The organism is Pseudomonas rhizoryzae (assembly GCF_005250615.1).
Lineage (GTDB): Bacteria > Pseudomonadota > Gammaproteobacteria > Pseudomonadales > Pseudomonadaceae > Chryseomonas > Chryseomonas rhizoryzae.
This window is the reverse complement of record NZ_SULM01000007.1, coordinates 39,773-58,021: the sequence shown is the minus strand read 5'-3', so window position 1 is coordinate 58,021 and position 18,249 is coordinate 39,773. Positions and strand designations below refer to the sequence as shown.

General features: G+C 67.3%; 17 protein-coding genes. 11 read left to right on the top strand and 6 right to left on the bottom strand.

Annotated elements, in window-relative coordinates; genetic code table 11:
* Positions 1-75 precede the first annotated feature (75 nt).
* The 4 genes from rpe (at position 76) to FAZ11_RS12615 (ending at position 3,853) form a co-directional block, all read left to right on the top strand.
* Entirely contained in the window at positions 76-753 is a 678-nt protein-coding gene (gene rpe, locus FAZ11_RS12630; RefSeq protein ID WP_058772639.1) for a ribulose-phosphate 3-epimerase, read from the top strand.
* Positions 750-1,430: a phosphoglycolate phosphatase gene (locus tag FAZ11_RS12625; protein WP_058772638.1), complete on the top strand. Its 681-nt coding sequence runs from the start codon at positions 750-752 to the stop codon at positions 1,428-1,430. The genes rpe and FAZ11_RS12625 overlap by 4 nt, the downstream gene beginning before the upstream one ends.
* A gap of 234 nt (positions 1,431-1,664) precedes the next feature.
* Positions 1,665-3,143 carry an anthranilate synthase component I gene (trpE, locus tag FAZ11_RS12620; RefSeq protein ID WP_058765592.1) on the top strand — a complete coding sequence of 493 codons (1,479 nt, stop codon included), beginning with the start codon at positions 1,665-1,667 and terminating at the stop codon, positions 3,141-3,143.
* 185 nt (positions 3,144-3,328) lie between these two features.
* Entirely contained in the window at positions 3,329-3,853 is a 525-nt protein-coding gene (locus FAZ11_RS12615) for a hypothetical protein (protein WP_058772637.1), read from the top strand.
* 124 nt (positions 3,854-3,977) lie between these two features.
* On the opposite strand, the gene FAZ11_RS12610 is transcribed toward FAZ11_RS12615, so the two are convergent.
* Genes FAZ11_RS12610 through FAZ11_RS12590 form a run of 5 tightly spaced genes read right to left on the bottom strand, consistent with a single transcriptional unit; the run spans position 3,978 to position 10,148 of the window.
* Positions 3,978-5,702, bottom strand: a complete 1,725-nt coding sequence (locus tag FAZ11_RS12610; RefSeq protein WP_058772636.1) for an acetyl/propionyl/methylcrotonyl-CoA carboxylase subunit alpha — start codon at positions 5,700-5,702, stop codon at positions 3,978-3,980.
* Positions 5,699-7,303 carry a 5-oxoprolinase subunit B/C family protein gene (locus FAZ11_RS12605; RefSeq protein ID WP_058772635.1) on the bottom strand — a complete coding sequence of 535 codons (1,605 nt, stop codon included), beginning with the start codon at positions 7,301-7,303 and terminating at the stop codon, positions 5,699-5,701. Before FAZ11_RS12605 ends, FAZ11_RS12610 begins: the two co-directional genes overlap by 4 nt.
* 9 nt (positions 7,304-7,312) lie before the next feature.
* Positions 7,313-8,119, bottom strand: a complete 807-nt coding sequence (locus FAZ11_RS12600) for a putative hydro-lyase (RefSeq protein ID WP_058772634.1) — start codon at positions 8,117-8,119, stop codon at positions 7,313-7,315.
* A complete protein-coding gene (locus FAZ11_RS12595; protein WP_058772633.1) occupies positions 8,116-8,886 on the bottom strand; it encodes a LamB/YcsF family protein in 771 nt (256 codons plus the stop codon). The genes FAZ11_RS12600 and FAZ11_RS12595 overlap by 4 nt, the downstream gene beginning before the upstream one ends.
* 20 nt (positions 8,887-8,906) lie before the next feature.
* Complete coding sequence (locus FAZ11_RS12590) at positions 8,907-10,148, bottom strand: NRAMP family divalent metal transporter (protein ID WP_058769124.1); 1,242 nt, start codon at positions 10,146-10,148, stop codon at positions 8,907-8,909.
* A gap of 255 nt (positions 10,149-10,403) precedes the next feature.
* Between FAZ11_RS12590 and FAZ11_RS12585 the strand changes: the two genes are divergently transcribed.
* From FAZ11_RS12585 to FAZ11_RS12565, 5 genes are all read left to right on the top strand, one after another.
* On the top strand, positions 10,404-11,066 hold the full coding sequence (locus tag FAZ11_RS12585; RefSeq protein WP_058772632.1) for a GntR family transcriptional regulator: 663 nt from the start codon (positions 10,404-10,406) through the stop codon (positions 11,064-11,066).
* A 259-nt stretch (positions 11,067-11,325) separates the two neighbouring features.
* The gene (locus tag FAZ11_RS12580) at positions 11,326-11,919 is read left to right on the top strand and encodes an anthranilate synthase component II (protein WP_058772631.1); all 594 of its coding nucleotides are present in this window, start codon (positions 11,326-11,328) and stop codon (positions 11,917-11,919) included.
* Complete coding sequence (trpD, locus tag FAZ11_RS12575; RefSeq protein WP_058765439.1) at positions 11,920-12,969, top strand: anthranilate phosphoribosyltransferase; 1,050 nt, start codon at positions 11,920-11,922, stop codon at positions 12,967-12,969. It abuts the gene before it with no gap.
* The gene (gene trpC, locus FAZ11_RS12570) at positions 12,966-13,790 is read left to right on the top strand and encodes an indole-3-glycerol phosphate synthase TrpC (RefSeq protein WP_058772630.1); all 825 of its coding nucleotides are present in this window, start codon (positions 12,966-12,968) and stop codon (positions 13,788-13,790) included. Before trpD ends, trpC begins: the two co-directional genes overlap by 4 nt.
* Before the next feature lie 257 nt (positions 13,791-14,047).
* The gene (locus FAZ11_RS12565; RefSeq protein WP_058772629.1) at positions 14,048-15,823 is read left to right on the top strand and encodes a BCCT family transporter; all 1,776 of its coding nucleotides are present in this window, start codon (positions 14,048-14,050) and stop codon (positions 15,821-15,823) included.
* 56 nt (positions 15,824-15,879) lie between these two features.
* Here the strand turns inward: FAZ11_RS12565 and crp are convergent, their stop codons facing one another.
* Positions 15,880-16,524, bottom strand: a complete 645-nt coding sequence (gene crp / locus FAZ11_RS12560) for a cAMP-activated global transcriptional regulator CRP (RefSeq protein WP_027597530.1) — start codon at positions 16,522-16,524, stop codon at positions 15,880-15,882.
* 207 nt (positions 16,525-16,731) lie between these two features.
* Here crp and FAZ11_RS12555 point away from each other — a divergent pair, with 207 nt between their 5' ends.
* Both FAZ11_RS12555 and speD read left to right on the top strand, forming a co-directional pair.
* Positions 16,732-17,154, top strand: coding sequence for an OsmC family protein (locus FAZ11_RS12555; protein ID WP_058769129.1), 423 nt, complete (start codon positions 16,732-16,734; stop codon positions 17,152-17,154).
* 298 nt (positions 17,155-17,452) lie between these two features.
* On the top strand, positions 17,453-18,247 hold the full coding sequence (gene speD, locus FAZ11_RS12550) for an adenosylmethionine decarboxylase (RefSeq protein ID WP_058769149.1): 795 nt from the start codon (positions 17,453-17,455) through the stop codon (positions 18,245-18,247).
* Positions 18,248-18,249: the final 2 nt, after the last annotated feature.

Sequence of the window (18,249 nt, the reverse complement as noted above, 5' to 3'; positions counted from 1 at the left end):
GGCAGCGGGAACGCGGCGGCATCCCGCGGATCTTCGTTACAATGCCGCCACTCACCCCAGCCGAGGCTCTTCCTCATGCAACCCTTCGCCATCGCTCCTTCGATCCTGTCCGCCGATTTCGCCCGTCTCGGCGAGGAAGTCGACAAGGTCCTCGCCGCCGGTGCCGACATGGTCCATTTCGACGTGATGGACAACCACTATGTGCCCAATCTCACCATCGGGCCCATGGTCTGCAAGGCGCTGCGCAACTATGGGGTGACCGCCCCCATCGACGTGCACTTGATGGTCAAGCCGGTGGATCGCATCATCGGCGACTTCATCGAGGCTGGCGCCACCGACATCACCTTCCACCCGGAAGCCTCCGAGCATATCGATCGCTCGCTGCAACTGATCAAGGACGGCGGCTGCCGCGCCGGCCTGGTGTTCAACCCGGCCACCTCGCTGGACGCCCTCAAGTACGTGATGGACAAGATCGACATGGTGCTGCTGATGAGCGTCAACCCCGGCTTCGGTGGCCAGAAGTTCATCCCCGGCACCCTCGACAAGCTGCGCGAGGCGCGCGCCCTGATCGACGCCTCGGGGCGGCCGATCCGCCTGGAGATCGATGGCGGCGTCAACGTCAAGAACATCTGCGAGATCGCCCGCGCCGGTGCCGATACCTTCGTCGCCGGCTCGGCCATCTTCGGCCAGGCGGACTACGCCGCGGTGATCCAGGCGATGCGCGCCGAGCTGGCCAAGGCCCAGTCGGTATGAGTGCCCTGGTGCGGCTCGGCGGCGGGCATCCGCCCGAACTGGTGATGTTCGACCTCGATGGCACCCTGCTGGATTCCGCGCCGGACCTCGCCGCGGCGGTGGACGCCATGCTCGAACGGCTGGGCCGCGCGCCGGCGGGGCTGGACAAGGTGCGCCTGTGGATCGGCAACGGCGCCCGGGTGTTGGTACGCCGTGCCCTGGCCGATGACATGCAGCACGACGCCGTGGACGATGCCGCGGCCGACCGCGCCCTGGCGCTGTTCATGGAACTCTATGGCGGCAGCCACGCCCTGACCCGGGTCTATCCGGGCGTGCTGGACAGCCTGGCGCTGCTGCGCACCCTGGGCGTGCGCCTGGCGGTGATCACCAACAAGCCGGAGCGCTTCGTCGCGCCGCTGCTGGCCGACATGGGCCTGGGTGACTTCGACTGGATCGTCGGCGGCGATACCCTGCCGCAGCAGAAGCCCGATCCGGCGGGCCTGTTGCTGGTGATGGACAAGGCCGGCGTGTCTGCCGAGCAGGCCCTGTTCATTGGCGACTCGCGCAACGACATTCGGGCGGCCCGCGCCGCTGGGGTACGCTGCGTGGCGCTGAGCTACGGCTACAACCACGGAGAGCCCATCGCCAACGAGCAACCCGACCTGGTGGTCGACGATCTGCGCGAGCTGTTCATCTAGCGTCAGGCATGGCCGGCCGGTTGCCTTGCCGCGCCGGCTAGGCTAACGTGGCCCTTCACCCCAAGAGCAAGAGATCGCATCGTGGTGGTCACCCGCACAGGCTCCTCGCGAGCATGGATGAAAGTCATCAAGGCCCTGGCCCGTTGGCGCTGGCGCGCCTGATTTCGTCTTGGCCGGTAGTAGACCGGCGCGCTGTGCACCCGACCTTTCGTTTTCCTCGCCACGAGGCTGATCATGACCCGCGACGACTTTCTGCGCCTGGCCGCTCAAGGCTATAACCGCATTCCCCTGGCCTTCGAAACCCTGGCCGACTTCGACACCCCCCTCTCCCTTTATCTGAAGCTGGCCGATGCGCCCAACTCCTATCTGCTGGAGTCGGTGCAGGGCGGCGAGAAGTGGGGGCGCTATTCGATCATCGGGCTGCCGTGCCGGACGCTGCTACGGGTGCATGGCTACGAGGTTACCGTGCATGAGGGCGAGCAGCAGCTCGAAGCCTGCACCGTCGAGGACCCGCTGGCCTTCGTCGAGGCGTTCAAGACCCGCTATCGCGTGCCAGCGGTGCCCAACCTGCCCAAGTTCGATGGCGGTCTGGTGGGTTACTTCGGCTATGACTGCGTGCGTTACGTGGAAAAGCGCCTGGGTGCCTCGCCCAATCCCGATCCGCTGGGCACGCCGGACATCCTGCTGATGGTGTCGGACGAGGTGGTGGTGTTCGACAACCTCGCCGGCAAGCTGCACTGCATCGTGCTGGTGGACCCCGCCCAGCCGGAGGCCTATGAACAGGGCCAGGCGCGTCTGGCCGCGTTGCGCGAGCGCATCCGCCAACCCATCGCCCCGCGTCTGGGCTTGGACTTCAATGCCATGCAGGTGCCCGGCGAGCCGGCGTTCCGCTCCAGCTACAGCCGTGACGACTACGAGAATGCCGTAGGCCGGATCAAGGACTACATCCTGGCCGGCGACTGCATGCAGGTGGTGCCTTCGCAACGCATGACCATCGATTTTAAGGCCGCGCCCATCGATCTCTACCGGGCGCTGCGCTGCTTCAACCCCACGCCCTACATGTACTTCTTCAACTTCGGTGACTTCCATGTGGTCGGCAGCTCGCCCGAGGTACTGGTACGGGTGGAGGACGGCGAGATCACCGTCCGCCCCATCGCCGGTACCCGCCCGCGCGGGGCCACCGAAGAGGCCGATCTGGCGCTGGAACGCGACCTGCTGGCCGACGCCAAGGAGCTGGCCGAGCACCTGATGCTGATCGACCTGGGCCGCAACGACGTCGGTCGGGTCTCCGCCACCGGCAGCGTGACCCTGACCGAGAAGATGGTCATCGAGCGCTATTCCAACGTGATGCACATCGTCAGCAACGTCACCGGCCGGCTCAAGCCCGAGCTCTCCGCCATGGACGCCCTGCGCGCTATCCTGCCGGCCGGCACCCTGTCCGGCGCGCCGAAGATCCGCGCCATGGAGATCATCGACGAACTGGAGCCGGTCAAGCGCGGTATCTATGGCGGCGCCGTGGGCTACCTGGCCTGGAACGGCAACATGGATACCGCCATCGCCATCCGCACCGCGGTGATCAAGGACGGCGAGCTGCACGTCCAGGCGGGCGGCGGCATCGTCGCCGATTCCCAGCCGGCCGCGGAGTGGGAAGAGACCCTCAACAAGAGACGCGCCATGTTCCGCGCGGTGAAGTTGGCGGAAGGGAAGGTTTAGGCCTTTCAAGCCTGCCTCGGGTGATCGCAGCCATGGCCGCGATAGCGCCGTAGCGTGGAAAACGGCGCAGCCTTTTCCACTGGACTTCGTGGCGCGAGGCCACCCTCACCCCAACCCTCTCCCTTAGGGAGAGGGGGCTGATCGAGCAGGCGCTCCTCTCTATCAGTCCCGGCAAGCGCCGTAGCGTGGAAAACGGCGCAGCCTTTTCCACTGGACTTCGTGAGGCCGGGCTCGTCACCCCAACCCTCTCCCTTAGGGAGAGGGGGCTGATCGAGCAGGTGCTCATCTCTATCAGTCCCGGCAAGCGCCGTAGCGTGGAAAACGGCGCAGCCTTTTCCACTGGACTTCGTGGCGCCGGGCCCCTCACCCCAACCCTCTCCCTTAGGGAGAGGGGGCTGATCGAGCAGGCGCTCATCTCTATCAGTCCCGGCAAGCGCCGTAGCGTGGAAAACGGCGCAGCCTTTTCCACTGGACTTCGTAGCGCCGGGCCCCTCACCCCAACGCTCTCCCGTGGGGAGAGGGGGCTAGCCGAGCAGGCGTTCATCTCTATCAGTCCTGGCAAGCGCCGTAGCGTGGAAAACGGCGCAGCCTTTTCCACTGGGCTTCGTGGCGCCGGGCCCCTCACCCCAACCCTCTCCCGTGGGGAGAGGGAACTGGCCGAGCAGGTGTTCATCTCCATCGGTCCCGGCAAGAGCGCGATCAGATCCTAGGTTGGGTTGAGACGGTTCTGTCGTCGAAGCCCAACATGGCCAGCCCCGGCGCAATGTTGGGCTTCGCTGCGCTCAACCCAACCTACGGTGACCCGCCATGGCCACGCGATAAAGACACTTCCGCCTAAACGTCCTCGATCCGCCCCAGAACCGTCCCGGCCGCCAGGTAGTCTCCGGCCGCCTGGGTGATTGCCAGACGTCCGCCGCGGGGGGCGAGGACCTGGGTTTCCATCTTCATCGCTTCCATCACCGCGACCACCTGACCGGCTGCGACCGTGGCGCCGTCCTCGACCGTCCAGGCGTGCAGGTTGCCCGCCACCGGGGTGGTGAGGGCATTGGCGTCCGCCGCAGGTGCGGGCGCTACCGCTTCGCCGGCCGGGGCGCTCACCGCCAGGCCGCGCAGCAGGGCGCTGGGCAGGCCGAGGGCGTGGCGGCGGCCGTCGATCTCGACGAAGGTGCGTAGCACGCCGTCGTCCGTCGGCTCGCTGCGTGGCGCCAGGGCGATCTGCTCGGCGAATACCGTCTCGATCCAGCGGGTGTGCACGGCGAAGGCCGTGCCGGTGAAGTCGGCATGGGCCATTACCGCCTGGTGGAAGGGCAGCACCGTGGCCACGCCTTCCACACTGAATTCGGCCAGGGCACGGCGGGCGCGGGCGATGGCCTGCTCGCGGGTGGCGCCGGTGACGATCAGCTTGGCGACCATGGAGTCGAAATTGGGCGCCACCTGGGAGCCGGCTGCCACGCCGCTGTCCAGGCGGATACCGGGACCGCTGGGGGCGCGGAAGGCGGTGATGGGCCCCGGGGTGGGCAGGAAGCCGCGACCAGGGTCCTCGGCGTTGATGCGGAATTCGAAGCTGTGCCCGCGCGGCGCCGGGACCTCGCTGAAGGACAGCGGCAGGCCGTCGGCGATGCGCAATTGCTCGACCACCAGGTCCAGGCCGCTGGTTTCCTCGGTGACCGGATGCTCCACCTGCAGGCGGGTGTTGACCTCCAGGAAGGACAGGGTGCCATCCTGGCTCAGCAGGAATTCCACGGTGCCGGCACCGACGTAGCCGGCGGCGGCGCAGATGTCGCGGGCGGCGGCGTGGATGCGCTGGCGCAGGGCGTCGTCGAGGAAGGGCGCGGGCGCCTCTTCCACCAGTTTCTGGTTGCGCCGCTGCAGCGAGCAGTCGCGGGTACCCACCACCTCGACCCGGCCATGGCGGTCGGCCAGGACCTGGGCTTCGATGTGCCGCGGACGGTCGAGGAAGCGCTCGACGAAGCATTCGCCGCGGCCGAAGGCGGCAGTGGCCTCGCGGACCGCCGATTCGTACAACTCGGCCACCTCGTCCAGGCGCCAGGCCACCTTGAGGCCACGTCCGCCGCCGCCGAAGGCCGCCTTGATGGCGATGGGCAGGCCGTGCTCCTCGGCGAAGGCCAGCACCTCGGCGGCGCCGCTGACCGGGTCCTCGGTGCCGGCCACCAGCGGTGCACCGACGCCGAGGGCGATGCGCCGGGCCTGCACCTTGTCGCCCAGGGCATCGATGGTGTCCGGGTTCGGGCCGATCCAGGTCAGGCCGGCCGCCTGCACCGCCCGGGCGAAGTCGGCGCGCTCGGAGAGGAAGCCGTAGCCGGGGTGGACGGCATCGGCACCGGCGCGGCGGGCCACGTCCAGCAACTTGGCGATGTCCAGGTAGGTCTCGGCTGGGCGCTGGCCATCCAGGCCATAGGCCTCGTCGGCCAGGTGCACGTGCAGGGCATCGAAGTCGGCGTCGGCGTAGACGGCTACCGAGGCCACACCGTAGTCACGGCAGGCGCGGACGATACGGACGGCGATCTCGCCGCGGTTGGCGATCAGGACTTTTTTCATGGGGTGTTCTCGGCAGCAGGAGAAGCGCTGGGGCGCAGTTCAGCGAAGGGGCCCAGCGGATTGAAGCGGATACGGGCACCGACCGGAATCTGCCCGGCCAGGTCCAGGTGGTGGCTGGCGACGGCGCCGATCACCGGATAGCCGCCGGTGAGCGGATGGTCGGCGAGGAACAGCACCGGCTGGCCGTTGGGCGGTACCTGGATGGCGCCCAGGGCGGTGCCTTCGCTGGGCAGCTCGCCGGCCACCTGGCGTTCCAGTGGCGTCTCGCCGGCCAGGCGGATACCGACCCGGTCGGACTGGGGGGTGACGCGCCAAGTCTGTGCGGCCAAGGTCTCCAGGGCGGCGGCGGTGAACCAGTCGCTGCGCGGGCCGAGGACCACGTCGAGCACCACCTCCTGGTCGGCGCTGGGCAGCGCCAGGGGAGCGGCTTCGCTGCAGGACACGGCAGCGCCACCGACCGCGGGGTAAAAGCCCAGGCGGTCGCCAGTGGCCAGGGGCGCCGGGCCGACGTTGGCCAGGGTATCGAACGCCAGGCTGCCCAGCACCGGGGCCACGGCGAAGCCGCCACGCAGTGCCAGGTAGCTGCGCAGGCCGGTGGGCGGACTGCCCAGGCTCAGGCGGTCGCCGTCTTCCAGGAGGAAGGGCTGGTAGGGCGCGGGCTGCAACCGCCGTCCGGCGCGGGTCAGCACCTCCAGCGGCGCCGGGGCGCCGGTGACGGCGACCAGGGCCTGGCCGTGGCAGACGCAGTTGAAGCCGCCCAGGAGGATTTCCAGGCAGCCGCTGTCAGGCGCATTGCCCACCGCGCGATTGGCCGCGCGCAGCGCGCCGCGGTCCAGGGCGCCGGAGGCGGAGACGCCCTGGCCGGTCTGGCCCGGGCGGCCGAGGTCCTGCAGCAGGGTACGCAGGCCGGGGCTGAGGATTTCCAGATAGTCGGCCGTGGCCGGAGCGGCAGGCGCCGAGACCGGCGCCTCGGGTAGGCCGCCTGCCGGCAGCGGGCCGGCATCGCGGAAGCGTACCCGGTAGCCGGGGCGCAGCAGCGCCGGCTCCGGGCGCGTCAGGTCCCAGAGATGCAGGGGCGTTACCCCCAGCAGTTGCCAACCACCGGGACTGGCCTGGGGATAGACGGCGGCGAACCCCCCGGCGATGGCCACCGAGCCGGCCGGCACCCGGGTACGCGGTGAACTGCGCCGCGGCACCTGGAAGCCCGGTCCGCCGCTGAGATAGCCGAAGCCCGGGGCGAAGCCGCAGAAGGCCACCTGGTAGTCGCTGCCGGTATGGCGACGGATCACCTCGGCCACGCTCAGGCCGAGCAGCCGGGCCACCTCGTCCAGGTCTTCGCCGTTGTAGTGCACCGGGATCTCGACCAATTTGCCGGCTTCACGGCCACCGCCGTCGAGGGGCAGGGCGGCGATATGGTCGACCAGGTCGGCCGCTTTCAGGGCACTGGGGCGGAACTGGACCAGCAGGGTGCGGGCCGCCGGGACGATCTCCTCGATCCCGGGCAGCGGCCGCGCCTGCATGGCGTCGAACAGGGCCAGGGTCTCGTCGAGATCGGCCAGCTCCACCAGCAGCGCATCCAGGTTGACGGGCAGAAAACGCAAGGGCTTCTCCTAGACGTGATAGGTGCGATCGGGCACGTCGGTGATGAACATGTGGCCGGGCGCATGGGTGATGGCGAAGGGCACCTTGGAGGCCATGACCGCCGCCTGGGGGGTGACGCCGCAGCCCCAGAACACCGGGATCTCGCCCGGCTCGACGCGCACCGCATCACCGAAGTCCGGCCGCGCCAGGTCGGCGATGCCCAGCCGCGCCGGCTCGCCGATATGTACCGGGGCGCCATGCACCGCCGGATAGCGCGCGGTGATGGTGGCCGCCTCGGCGACCCGCTCGGCGGGAATGGGGCGCATGGACACCACCATCTCGCCATGCAGGCGGCCCGCCGGACGGCAGGCGCGGTTGGTGCGGTACATGGGCACGTTGCAGCCGTCGGTGATGTGGCGGATCTCGATGCCGGCTTCCAGCAGGCCGGTCTCGAAGGTGAAGCTGCAGCCGATCAGGAAGGTCACCAGGTCCGCATGCTCGGCCCAGGCGGCGCGGCCATCGGCCACTTCTTCCGCCAGCACGCCATCGCGCCAGACGCGATACAGCGGCAGGTCGGTGCGCAGGTCAGCGCCCTCGGCCAGCGGCGTGGCGTAGCTGCCGGCGTCGGTGACGTCCAGCACCGGGCAGGCCTGGGGGTTGCGCTGGGCATAGAGCAGGAAGTCGTAGGCCCAGTCGCGCGGCAGGGCGATGAGATTGGCCTGGGTCATGCCGGGAGCGACCCCGGCACTGGGGGCGAGCAGGCCGTCGCGGTAGCGGGCGCGGGCCTCGCGGGCGGCGGCGATGGCGGCGTCCTGGGCGGCTTTGAGCGGATTCATGTGGGGACCTCCGTGAAGGCGCGAGGCGTCACCCCGGCGAGTTCGAGATGGCGCCGTAGGGCACGGGCCATGTCCACCGCGCCGGGGCTGTCGCCGTGCACGCAGATGGACTCGGCCTCGATGGGTGTCAGGCTGCCGTCGATGGCTTCCACCACGCCGTCCTGCACCAGGCGCAGCATGCGTTGGGCGACGAGTTCGGCATCGTGCAGCACCGCGCCGGGTAGGCGCCGCGAGACCAGGGTGCCCTCGGGCGTGTAGGCGCGATCGGCGAAGGCCTCGGCGACGCAGCTCAGGCCGGCCTCCCGTGCCCAGCCGAGCAGCGGCGAGCCGGCCAGGCAGACCAGCACCAGGCCTTGGTCCAGCTGGCGCAGGGCGGCGATCACCGCCTGCGCCTGGCGGGGGTCCTGGGCGATGGTGTTGTACAGGGCACCGTGCGGCTTGACGTAGGTCACCCGCGTCCCGGCGGCGCGGGCCAGGGCCTGCAGGGCGCCGATCTGGTAGAGCACATCGGCGGTCAGCTCGTCGCTGGCGATGTCCAGGTTGCGCCGGCCGAAGCCCACCAGGTCGGGGTAGGCGACGTGGGCGCCCACCGCCACGCCCTTGGCGGCGGCGGCCTGCAGGGTACGCAGGATGCCGGCCGGATCGCCGGCGTGGAAACCGCAGGCGACGTTGGCACTGGTGACGATGTCGAGCATGGCGGCATCGTCACCCATCCGCCACTGGCCGAAGCTTTCGCCCAGGTCGCTGTTCAGATCGATGGTTGGCATAGGGGGCTCCCGTGAGGTGATCAGGCGGCGTTGAGCAGGTGGAAGATGGGACCGGCGGACTTGACCGCCAGGTACCACGACAGCAGGCAGGTGAGCCCGCCGAGCACCAGCAGCCAACGGGGGTAATGGTAGCCCTCCATGAGGTCGGAGCGGCGCCAGCCCACGTACATGAACAGCGTCAGGCCGAGCGGCAGGATCAAGCCGTTGAAGCCACCGGCGAACACCAGCAGGGCGGCCGGCGGTTTGCCGATCAATAGATAGATGGCCAGGGCGATCAGCACGAAGACTACGGTGAAGAGGTTGCGTCCGCGCTCGCTGATTCGTTGCGAGAATACCGTGATGAAGGTGGTGGAGGTGTAGGCGGCGCCGATGGTGCTGCTGATGCCGGCGGCCCAGAGGATCAGGCCGAACACCCGCAGGCCGTATTCGCCGAGACTGGCGTCGAAGGCCTGGGCCGCCGGGTTGGCGGCCTGGCCGGAGACGTCGATCACCACCCCGCTGGCGACCACCCCGAGGATGGCCAGGAACAGCACGTAGCGGGCGATCCCGGTGACCAGGATGCCGCTGAGTGCGGCCTTGGACACGGCCTCGAGGTTTTCCACCCCGACGGTGCCGCGATCCAGCAGACGGTGGGCACCAGCATAGGTGATATAGCCACCCACGGTGCCACCGACGATGGTGGTGATGGCGGCGAAGCTGATGACGTCGGGGAAAACCGTCTGGCGCAGCGCCTCGCCCAGCGGCGGGTGAGAGGCGAAGCAGGCGATCACGATCAGCGTCACCTTGAGCACGCCGAGCACCACCATGATGCGATCCATGGCCACCCCGGCGCGGTGCGACAGGAAGATCCCGATCGCTATCAGGGCGCTGAGGGCACCGCCCCAGGCCGGGTCCAGGCCGAGCAGGGCGTTCAGGCCCAGGCCGGCGCCGGCGATATTGCCCAGGCTGAACACCAGGCCGCCGGAGATCACCAATAGGGCGAGCAGATAACCGCTACCGGGAACGGCGGCGTTGGCGATATCCGAGGCGCGCATGCGGGTCAGGGCGACGATGCGCCAGACATTCAGCTGCACCACGAAGTCGATGAGGATGGAGGCGAGGATGCCGAAGGCGAAGGCGGCGCCCAGGGTGGCGGTGAAGGTAGCGGTCTGGGTGAGGAAGGCGGGGCCGATGGCCGAGGTAGCCATCAGGAAGATGGCGGCGATCAGTGAAGCTCGGCGGTCCTTGGCAAAAGCGTTGGCGGCAGTAGCGGTCTGGGTCACGGTGGCGGTCCTGGTGGGGAAGGCATGGCCCGGCTAACGCAACCTCTGTGCCACTATCGACCAAAAATCATTATTTGTAGGTTTTACCGAAACTTATTGTTCAACAAAAATATAGTCACAGTTCTTTCATTTGCACCATTTTGTTACTCATCTACTCAGGGGTGCTACCTGCTGGTGCACAGTTGCCGGGTTTCCTTGCCTAAGCCCGCGCCCTCGGACACCATCGGCAGCGCGACTGCCTGCTCTGGAACATCCATGAAGAACCCCGTGCTCGACAATGCCCGTACCCTCGGTGAATCCGTGACCGCCGAGATCCGCCGTCAATTGGTGGAGGGCGAGCTCAAGCCCGGCCAGCGCCTGTCCGAGGCGGCGCTGGCGGAGCGCCTGGAGATCTCCCGCAATACCCTGCGCGAGGCCTTCCGGGTGCTGACCCAGGAGGGTCTGCTCAAGCACGAGCCCAATCGCGGGGTGTTCGTCTGCGTGCCCGACATGGCCTCGATCATCGACATCTACCGGGTGCGGCGCTTCATCGAATGCCAGGCCCTGGCCAAGGCCTATCCGCGGCATCCGGGCGCGCTGCGCATGCGCGAAGCGGTGACGGCGGCGCAGCGCGCCCGCGCGGCCCAGGACTGGGTGGCGGTGGGCACCGGCAACATGGCCTTCCACACCGCCATCGTCGAACTGGCCGACAGCCCGCGGCTGTCGGCCTTCTATGACCAGCTTTCCGCCGAGTTGCGCCTGGCCTTCGGCCTGCTCAACGATCCGGAATTCCTCCATGCTCCTTACCTGGAGATGAACGTCGCCATCGTCGAGCTGCTGGAGGAAGGCAAGCCCGCCGAGGCCACGGCCGCCCTGGAAAGCTACCTGGTGCAGTCCGAGCGGACGGTGCTGGCGGCCTACGGTCGACTCAAGCCCTGAGCCGCCAGCGGTTGCGCCGGGCGGCGGGCTGGGCTACTGTGCGGAGAGAACCACGTCGGAATCCATCCCGTGACCCGCAGCGCCGCCCTCTCGATGCCTCTCTTCAAGGCCCACGCCCGTTGGCGCTGGCGCGCCTGACATCCCCCTGCCGGTACGTCCGGCCCGCCTTGCTTGTTCCAGCCCCCGGTCACTGCTCTCGGTGCCGTGGCGAAGCTGAGTCCTTTTCAACAGCCGCAATCGATTCCAAGGGTGATCCGCCATGCTGCTGATGCTCGATAACTACGATTCCTTTACCTACAACCTGGTCCAGTACCTGGGTGAACTGGGCGCCGAGGTCAAGGTGGTCCGCAACGACGAGGTGCCGGTCGAGGCGCTCGAAGACCTGGCGCCGGAGCGCATCGTCGTCTCCCCCGGTCCCTGCACGCCCAACGAGGCGGGCATCTCCCTCGCCACCCTGGAGCGCTTCGCCGGCAAGCTGCCGGTGCTGGGCGTCTGCCTGGGTCACCAGAGCCTGGGCCAGGCCTTCGGTGGCGAGGTGGTGCGGGCGCGCGAGCCGATGCACGGCAAGACCAGTCCGGTCTACCACAATGGCGAAGGCGTCTTCGCCGGCCTGCCCAATCCCTTCACCGTGACCCGCTACCACTCGCTGGTGGTCAAGCGCGAGACCCTGCCCGACTGCCTGGAGATCACCGCCTGGACCCAGCATCCGGACGGCAGCATCGACGAGATCATGGGGCTGCGGCACCGAGAATTCATGATCGAGGGCGTGCAATTCCACCCCGAGTCCATCCTCACCGAGCATGGCCACGACCTGCTGGCCAACTTCCTCAAGCAGCAGGGAGGGCGCCGCTAGATGGACATCAAGCAGGCCTTGAACCGCATCAGTGGGCAACTCGACCTGAGCGTGGCCGAGATGCAGGCGGTGATGCGCCAGATCATGACCGGCGGTGCCGACGAGGCGCAGATCGGCGCCTTCCTCATGGGCATGCGCATCAAGAGCGAGACCATCGATGAGATCTGCGGCGCGGTGAGCGTGATGCGTGAACTGGCGACGCCGGTGGTGCTGCCCAATCTTGACCACGTCGTCGACGTGGTCGGTACCGGGGGCGACGGCGCCAATATCTTCAACGTCTCCTCGGCCTCGGTGTTCGTGGTGGCGGCGGCCGGTGGCAAGGTCGCCAAGCACGGTAATCGTGCGGTATCCGGCAAGAGCGGCAGCGCCGATCTGCTGGAAGCCGCCGGTATCTACCTGCAACTGACTCCCGAGCAGATCGCCCGCTGTGTCGAGCAGGTGGGCGTCGGCTTCATGTTCGCCCAGGCGCACCACAGCGCCATGCGCCACGCCGCTGGTCCGCGGCGCTCGCTGGGGCTGCGCACCCTGTTCAACATGCTCGGTCCGCTGACCAACCCGGCCGGTGTGCGGCACCAGGTGGTCGGGGTGTTCAACGCCGCCCTCTGCCGGCCGTTGGCCGAGGTGTTGCAGCGCCTGGGTAGCCAGCATGTGCTGGTGGTGCATTCCCGCGATGGCCTGGACGAATTCAGCCTGGCGGCCGCGACCCAGGTCGCCGAACTCAAGGACGGCAGCATCAGCGAGTACGAGGTGCTGCCCGAGGACCTGGGGATCAAGAGCCAGACCCTGGTCGGCCTCAGCGTGGATGGCCCCGAGGCCTCCCTGGCGCTGATCCGCGACGCCCTGGGCCGGCGCAAGACCGAGGCCGGGCAGAAGGCCGCCGACATGATCGTGCTCAACGCCGGTGCCGCGCTCTACGCCGCCGATCTCGCCCACAGCCTGCATGAAGGGGTTCTACTCGCCCACGATGCGCTCTACAGTGGTCTGGCTCGGGAAAAACTCGAGGAGCTGGCCCATTTCACGTCCGTCTATCGAGAGGAGAATCGCGCGTGACCGTGCCCACCGTGTTGCAGAAGATCCTGGCCCGCAAGGCCGAGGAAATCACCCAACTCAAGGCCCGTACCACCCTGGCCGAACTCGAGGCGCTGGCCCGCGCCGCCGATGCCCCACGTGGCTTCGCCCGCGCCCTGCAGGCCCAGGTGGCGCGTAAACAAGCGGCGGTCATCGCCGAGGTGAAGAAGGCGTCGCCGAGCAAGGGCGTGATCCGCGAACACTTCGTGCCGGCCGAGATCGCCCACAGCTATGCCCAGGGCGGGGCCACCTGCCTGAGCGTGCTCACCGACGTGGACTTCTTCCAGGGCGGCAACGCCTATCTGCAGCAGGCGCGCGCCGCCTGCCAGTTGCCGGTGATCCGCAAGGACTTCCTCATCGATCCCCACCAGGTGGTGGAGGCCCGCGCCATCGGGGCCGACTGCATCCTGCTGATCGTCGCGGCCCTGGAAGACGGCCAGATGGGCGAGTTGGCCGCCGTGGCCAAGGACGTCGGCCTGGACGTGCTGGTCGAGGTGCACGATGGTGACGAACTCGAGCGCGCGCTCAAGGTGCTGGATACCCCGCTGGTGGGTATCAACAACCGCAACCTGCACACCTTCGAAGTGAGTCTGGACCACACCCTGGAGCTCTTGCCACGGATTCCGGCGGACCGCCTGGTGATCACCGAGAGCGGCATCCTCAAGCGCGCCGACGTGGAAGTGATGGAGGCCAACGAGGTGCGCGCCTTCCTGGTCGGCGAGGCCTTCATGCGTGCCGACGAGCCCGGCCAGGAGCTGCAGCGGCTGTTCTTTCCGGGGCGCAGCTTCCCGCTCGATGCCTAAGCCTCAGCGGCGAGGTGCACCAGGCCCCGGTGGATGACACCGGGGCCTTTTGCTTGGTGCTGCCGTGACCCAGGTCGACTCCTGCGCATGCCGCACGGCGGGAGCGACCTCGGTGTGTCCACAGCCGACGCAGGGGTTTTTTTCCGTATGCCTAAACCCGGTTAATGGCATCCGATTCGCTGAACCGTGGCGAATACGGAGCAGTTTGGCTGTCGCTCCCGCGCAGCAGCCATCCAAGACTGGGGCAAGGTAGAACCATGGCAACGGAAGAAAAGAGCGCAACGCTCGACATCAGCATCACCGATCCCTCCTGCACCGAGGAGGCCCGGCGCGATCGGCGCCTGGCCGGTACCACCGACTGGGTCGTCTTCGGCGTCACCAGCATCGCCGCGCTCGCCTTCGTGATCTGGGGCTTCGTCAGCCAGGCGAGTCTCGCCACCAGCGCCTCCATCGCCCAGAACTGGGTCATCACGCGCTTCGGCTGGCTGTTCGTCCTGACGTCCACCGGTTTCGTGGTCTTCGTCATCTGGCTGGCCGCCAGTCGCTATGGGCGGATTCCCCTGGGCCGGGACGATGAGCAACCGGAATTCCGTACCCTGTCCTGGGTGGCGATGATGTTCAGCGCCGGCATGGGCATCGGCCTGATGTTCTTCGGCGTGGCCGAGCCGCTGTCGCACTATCTCAACCCGCCGCCGGGCGGCGCAGCGGGGCAGACCAGCGCCGCGCTGCAGGTGGCCATGGCCACCACGCTGTTCCACTGGACGCTGCATCCCTGGGCCACCTACGCCGTGGTCGGCCTGGCCATCGCCTATGGCACCTATCGCCGTGGCCGTTGCCAGCTGATCTCGGTGGCCTTCCGCCCGTTGATCGGCAGGCACGCCAACGGCCCCCTCGGCCGGGTCATCGACATGATGGCGATCTTCGCCACCCTGTTCGGCTCGGCGGCCTCCCTAGGCCTGGGCGCCCTGCAGATCGCCGGTGGCCTCGAGCACAACGGCTGGATCGAGCATCCCGGCAAGCTGCTCTACATCGGCATCATCACGGTGCTGACCGTCGCCTTCGTCATCTCGGCGGTGTCCGGCGTGGAGAAGGGTATCCAGTGGCTGTCCAACACCAACATGGTGCTGGCGGTGGCCCTGGCGCTGTTCGTCTTCATCGTCGGTCCGACCCTGCTGATGCTCAACCTGCTGCCCACCGCCATCGGCGACTACATCAACCTGCTGCCGGAGATGATGGCGCGCACCAGTGCCAGCGGCGGTGAGGCCATGGGCAACTGGTTGGCCAGCTGGACGGTGTTCTACTGGGCCTGGTGGATCTCCTGGACGCCCTTCGTCGGCATGTTCATCGCCCGCATCAGTCGCGGTCGCACCATCCGCCAGTTCGTCACCGGCGTACTGCTGGTGCCCAGCCTGGTCAGCGTGGTCTGGTTCGTCATCTTCGGTGGCGCGGCGATCGATGCCGTGCGGGTCGGCGCCTTCACCCTGGTCGATGGCACGGTGAACAGCAACTTCGCCCTCTATGACCTGCTGGCCAGCTATCCCTGGGCCGCGGTGACCTCGGTGCTGGTGATGGTGCTGGTGGCGATCTTCTTCGTCTCCGGTGCGGACGCCGCCTCCCTGGTGATGGGTACGCTGTCCGAGCGCGGCACCACCGAGCCCTCCCGGCGCACGGTGATCTTCTGGGGCGCCCTGACCGGCGCCGTGGCGGCGATCATGCTGGCCATCGGCGATCCGAGCAATCCGGGCGAGGCGCTCAACGGCCTGCAGAATCTGACCATCGTCGTCGCCTTGCCCTTCGTGGTGGTGATGGCCCTGCTGTGCCTGGCGCTCTACCGCGATCTGCGCAGCGATCCGCTGATGCTGCGCCACCTGCGCGGGACCGAGTTGATCGAGAAGGCGGTGCTCTATGGCGCGGCCAAGCACGGCGAAGAATTCCATTTCGTGGTGGGCGAGCCGAAGTCGGCGAAGGGCGAGGGCACCAGCGACAGGGTGCGGGTCGAGAAGAAGACCCTGGAGCAGAGAACCGGGGTCTGAGACCGCGGTGGGGAGCGCGCTCCCCCGCCGTCTGGCAGGGGAGGGCGAGGGCGGCGTCAGCGGGTGCCGAACACCACCATGGTCTTGCCCTTGACGTGGACCAGACCCTGCTCTTCGAGCGACTTCAGTACGCGGCCGACCATCTCGCGCGAGCAGCCGACGATGCGGCCGATTTCTTGGCGGGTGATCTTGATCTGCATGCCATCCGGGTGGGTCATGGCGTCGGGCTGCTTGCACAGGTCGAGCAGGGTGCGGGCCACGCGGCCGGTGACGTCGAGGAAGGCCAGGTCGCCGACCTTGCGGGTGGTCTGGCGCAGCCGCTCGGCCATCTGGCGGCCCAGGGAGAACAACATGTCCGGGTCCTGCTGGCTCAGTTCGCGGAACTGGCTGTAGCTGATCTCGGCGACTTCGCATTCGGTGCGGGCACGGACCCAGGCACTGCGCTCGGGCTCGCTGCCTTCCTTGGAAAACAGACCCATCTCGCCGAAGAAGTCGCCGGCATTGAGATAGGCGATGATCATTTCGCGGCCTTCATCGTCCTCGATGAGGATGGTGACCGATCCCTTGAGGATGAAGAACAGGCTTTCGCTGTTGTCGCCAGCGTAGATGATGGTGGTTTTTGCCGTGTAGCGGCGACGCGAGCAGTGCGCGAGCAACTTGTCGATGTGCTGTAACTTCGCGGGAGGGATGATAGCGGCCATGCTGATTCCTGAGGTTGAAAGCTAACCTGAGTCGGGGCACCGATGTCCGAACCGGTACATGCATAAGCTGCGCCGGTTCCGATTCAAGGACCGGATAAGAACATGCGTAGCTTAAATGCGAGCTGAATAACCCCGCACCGCCAGCCAGTTTATGACATCCAACATGTTAAGCTGATCACCATTTGCATATTAAGTAGGACAAAATCGATGAAAGCGCGTATTCAGTGGGCCGGCGAGGCCATGTTCCTCGGTGAATCCGGCAGCGGCCATGTGGTAGTCATGGATGGCCCGCCGGAAAGCGGTGGTCGCAACCTCGGCGTCCGCCCGATGGAAACCGTGTTGATCGGCCTGGGTGGCTGCGCGAGCTACGACGTGGTCAGCATCCTGCGCAAGGCGCGGCAGCCGGTGGAGAGCTGCGAGGCCTTCCTCGAGGCCGAGCGCGCCGAGACCGAGCCCAAGGTATTCACCAAGATCCACCTGAAGTTCGTGGTCAAGGGCCGTGGCCTCAAGGACGCCCAGGTCAAGCGCGCCATCGAATTGTCGGCGGAAAAGTATTGCTCGGCGTCGATCATGCTCGGCCGGGCCGGGGTCGAGATCAGCCACAGCTACGAGCTCGTCGAACTCGCCTGAGTCGCCCTGCGCGCGACGCCCGTTCGGGCGTCGCCAGCTCGGATGGAAGGCCCAGCGCCCGTGCCAGCGCCATTGGCGTGTCCCCAGCCGACATCAATTCATCACCTGCGCCCGGCAGACTCTGGCCCCAGCCGCTGCCGATCTGCATAATGCGCCGCTCTTAAGGGGCAAGCCCCCGACAAGTACAGCCAATCGCCATCGCGAAGAGGTGTTCGCCGCCCTACGCAGCTTGCGCAATCCGCAACTGACGGGCATTCAGGACCGCGGTCAGAGACCGCACGACGGGAGCTTTACCACCGTGAAAAGCAAACTCAGGCTCCATGGGTTCAACAACCTGACCAAGACCTTGAGCTTCAATATCTACGACATCTGCTACGCCGAGACGTCGGAAGATCAACAGGCCTATGTCCAGTACATCGACGAGGAATACGACGCCGAGCGTCTGACCCAGATCCTGACCGACGTGGTCGACATCATCGGGGCCAACATCCTCAACATCGCCCGCCAGGACTACGATCCCCAGGGTGCCAGCGTGACCATCCTGATCTCCGAGCAACCGGTCGAGCCGACCGAGAGCCAGATCGAGGAGTCGCCCGGCCCGCTGCGCGAGACCATCCTCGGCCATCTGGACAAGAGTCACATCACGGTGCACACCTATCCGGAGATCCATCCGGACGACGGCATCGCCACCTTCCGCGTCGACATCGACGTCTCCACCTGTGGCGTGATCTCCCCGCTCAAGGCGCTGAACTACCTGATCCACCAGTTCGACTCGGACATCGTCACCGTGGACTATCGGGTGCGCGGCTTCACCCGCGACGTCGAGGGGCGCAAGCACTTCATCGACCACGAGATCAATTCGATCCAGAACTACCTGTCCGAGGACACCCGCGCGGCCTACCAGATGACCGACGTGAACGTGTACCAGGACAACCTGTTCCACACCAAGATGCTGCTCAAGGAGTTCGAGCTGGACAACTACCTGTTCGGCGACGCCTCCCGCAGCCTCTCGGCGGAACAGCGCCAGCAGATCACCCAGCGTCTCAAGCACGAGATGCGCGAGATCTTCTCCGGGCGCAACCTGCCGCGCTGAAG

What these genes read in the sequence shown, in the direction of transcription:
- rpe (WP_058772639.1), top strand. Translation starts at nt 76, where the DNA reads ATGCAACCCTTCGCCATCGCTCCTTCGATCCTGTCCGCCGATTTCGCC.
- FAZ11_RS12625 (WP_058772638.1), top strand. Translation starts at nt 750, where the DNA reads ATGAGTGCCCTGGTGCGGCTCGGCGGCGGGCATCCGCCCGAACTGGTG.
- trpE (WP_058765592.1), top strand. Translation starts at nt 1,665, where the DNA reads ATGACCCGCGACGACTTTCTGCGCCTGGCCGCTCAAGGCTATAACCGC.
- FAZ11_RS12610 (WP_058772636.1), bottom strand. Translation starts at nt 5,702, where the DNA reads ATGAAAAAAGTCCTGATCGCCAACCGCGGCGAGATCGCCGTCCGTATC.
- FAZ11_RS12600 (WP_058772634.1), bottom strand. Translation starts at nt 8,119, where the DNA reads ATGAATCCGCTCAAAGCCGCCCAGGACGCCGCCATCGCCGCCGCCCGC.
- FAZ11_RS12595 (WP_058772633.1), bottom strand. Translation starts at nt 8,886, where the DNA reads ATGCCAACCATCGATCTGAACAGCGACCTGGGCGAAAGCTTCGGCCAG.
- FAZ11_RS12585 (WP_058772632.1), top strand. Translation starts at nt 10,404, where the DNA reads ATGAAGAACCCCGTGCTCGACAATGCCCGTACCCTCGGTGAATCCGTG.
- FAZ11_RS12580 (WP_058772631.1), top strand. Translation starts at nt 11,326, where the DNA reads ATGCTGCTGATGCTCGATAACTACGATTCCTTTACCTACAACCTGGTC.
- trpD (WP_058765439.1), top strand. Translation starts at nt 11,920, where the DNA reads ATGGACATCAAGCAGGCCTTGAACCGCATCAGTGGGCAACTCGACCTG.
- FAZ11_RS12565 (WP_058772629.1), top strand. Translation starts at nt 14,048, where the DNA reads ATGGCAACGGAAGAAAAGAGCGCAACGCTCGACATCAGCATCACCGAT.
- crp (WP_027597530.1), bottom strand. Translation starts at nt 16,524, where the DNA reads ATGGCCGCTATCATCCCTCCCGCGAAGTTACAGCACATCGACAAGTTG.
- FAZ11_RS12555 (WP_058769129.1), top strand. Translation starts at nt 16,732, where the DNA reads ATGAAAGCGCGTATTCAGTGGGCCGGCGAGGCCATGTTCCTCGGTGAA.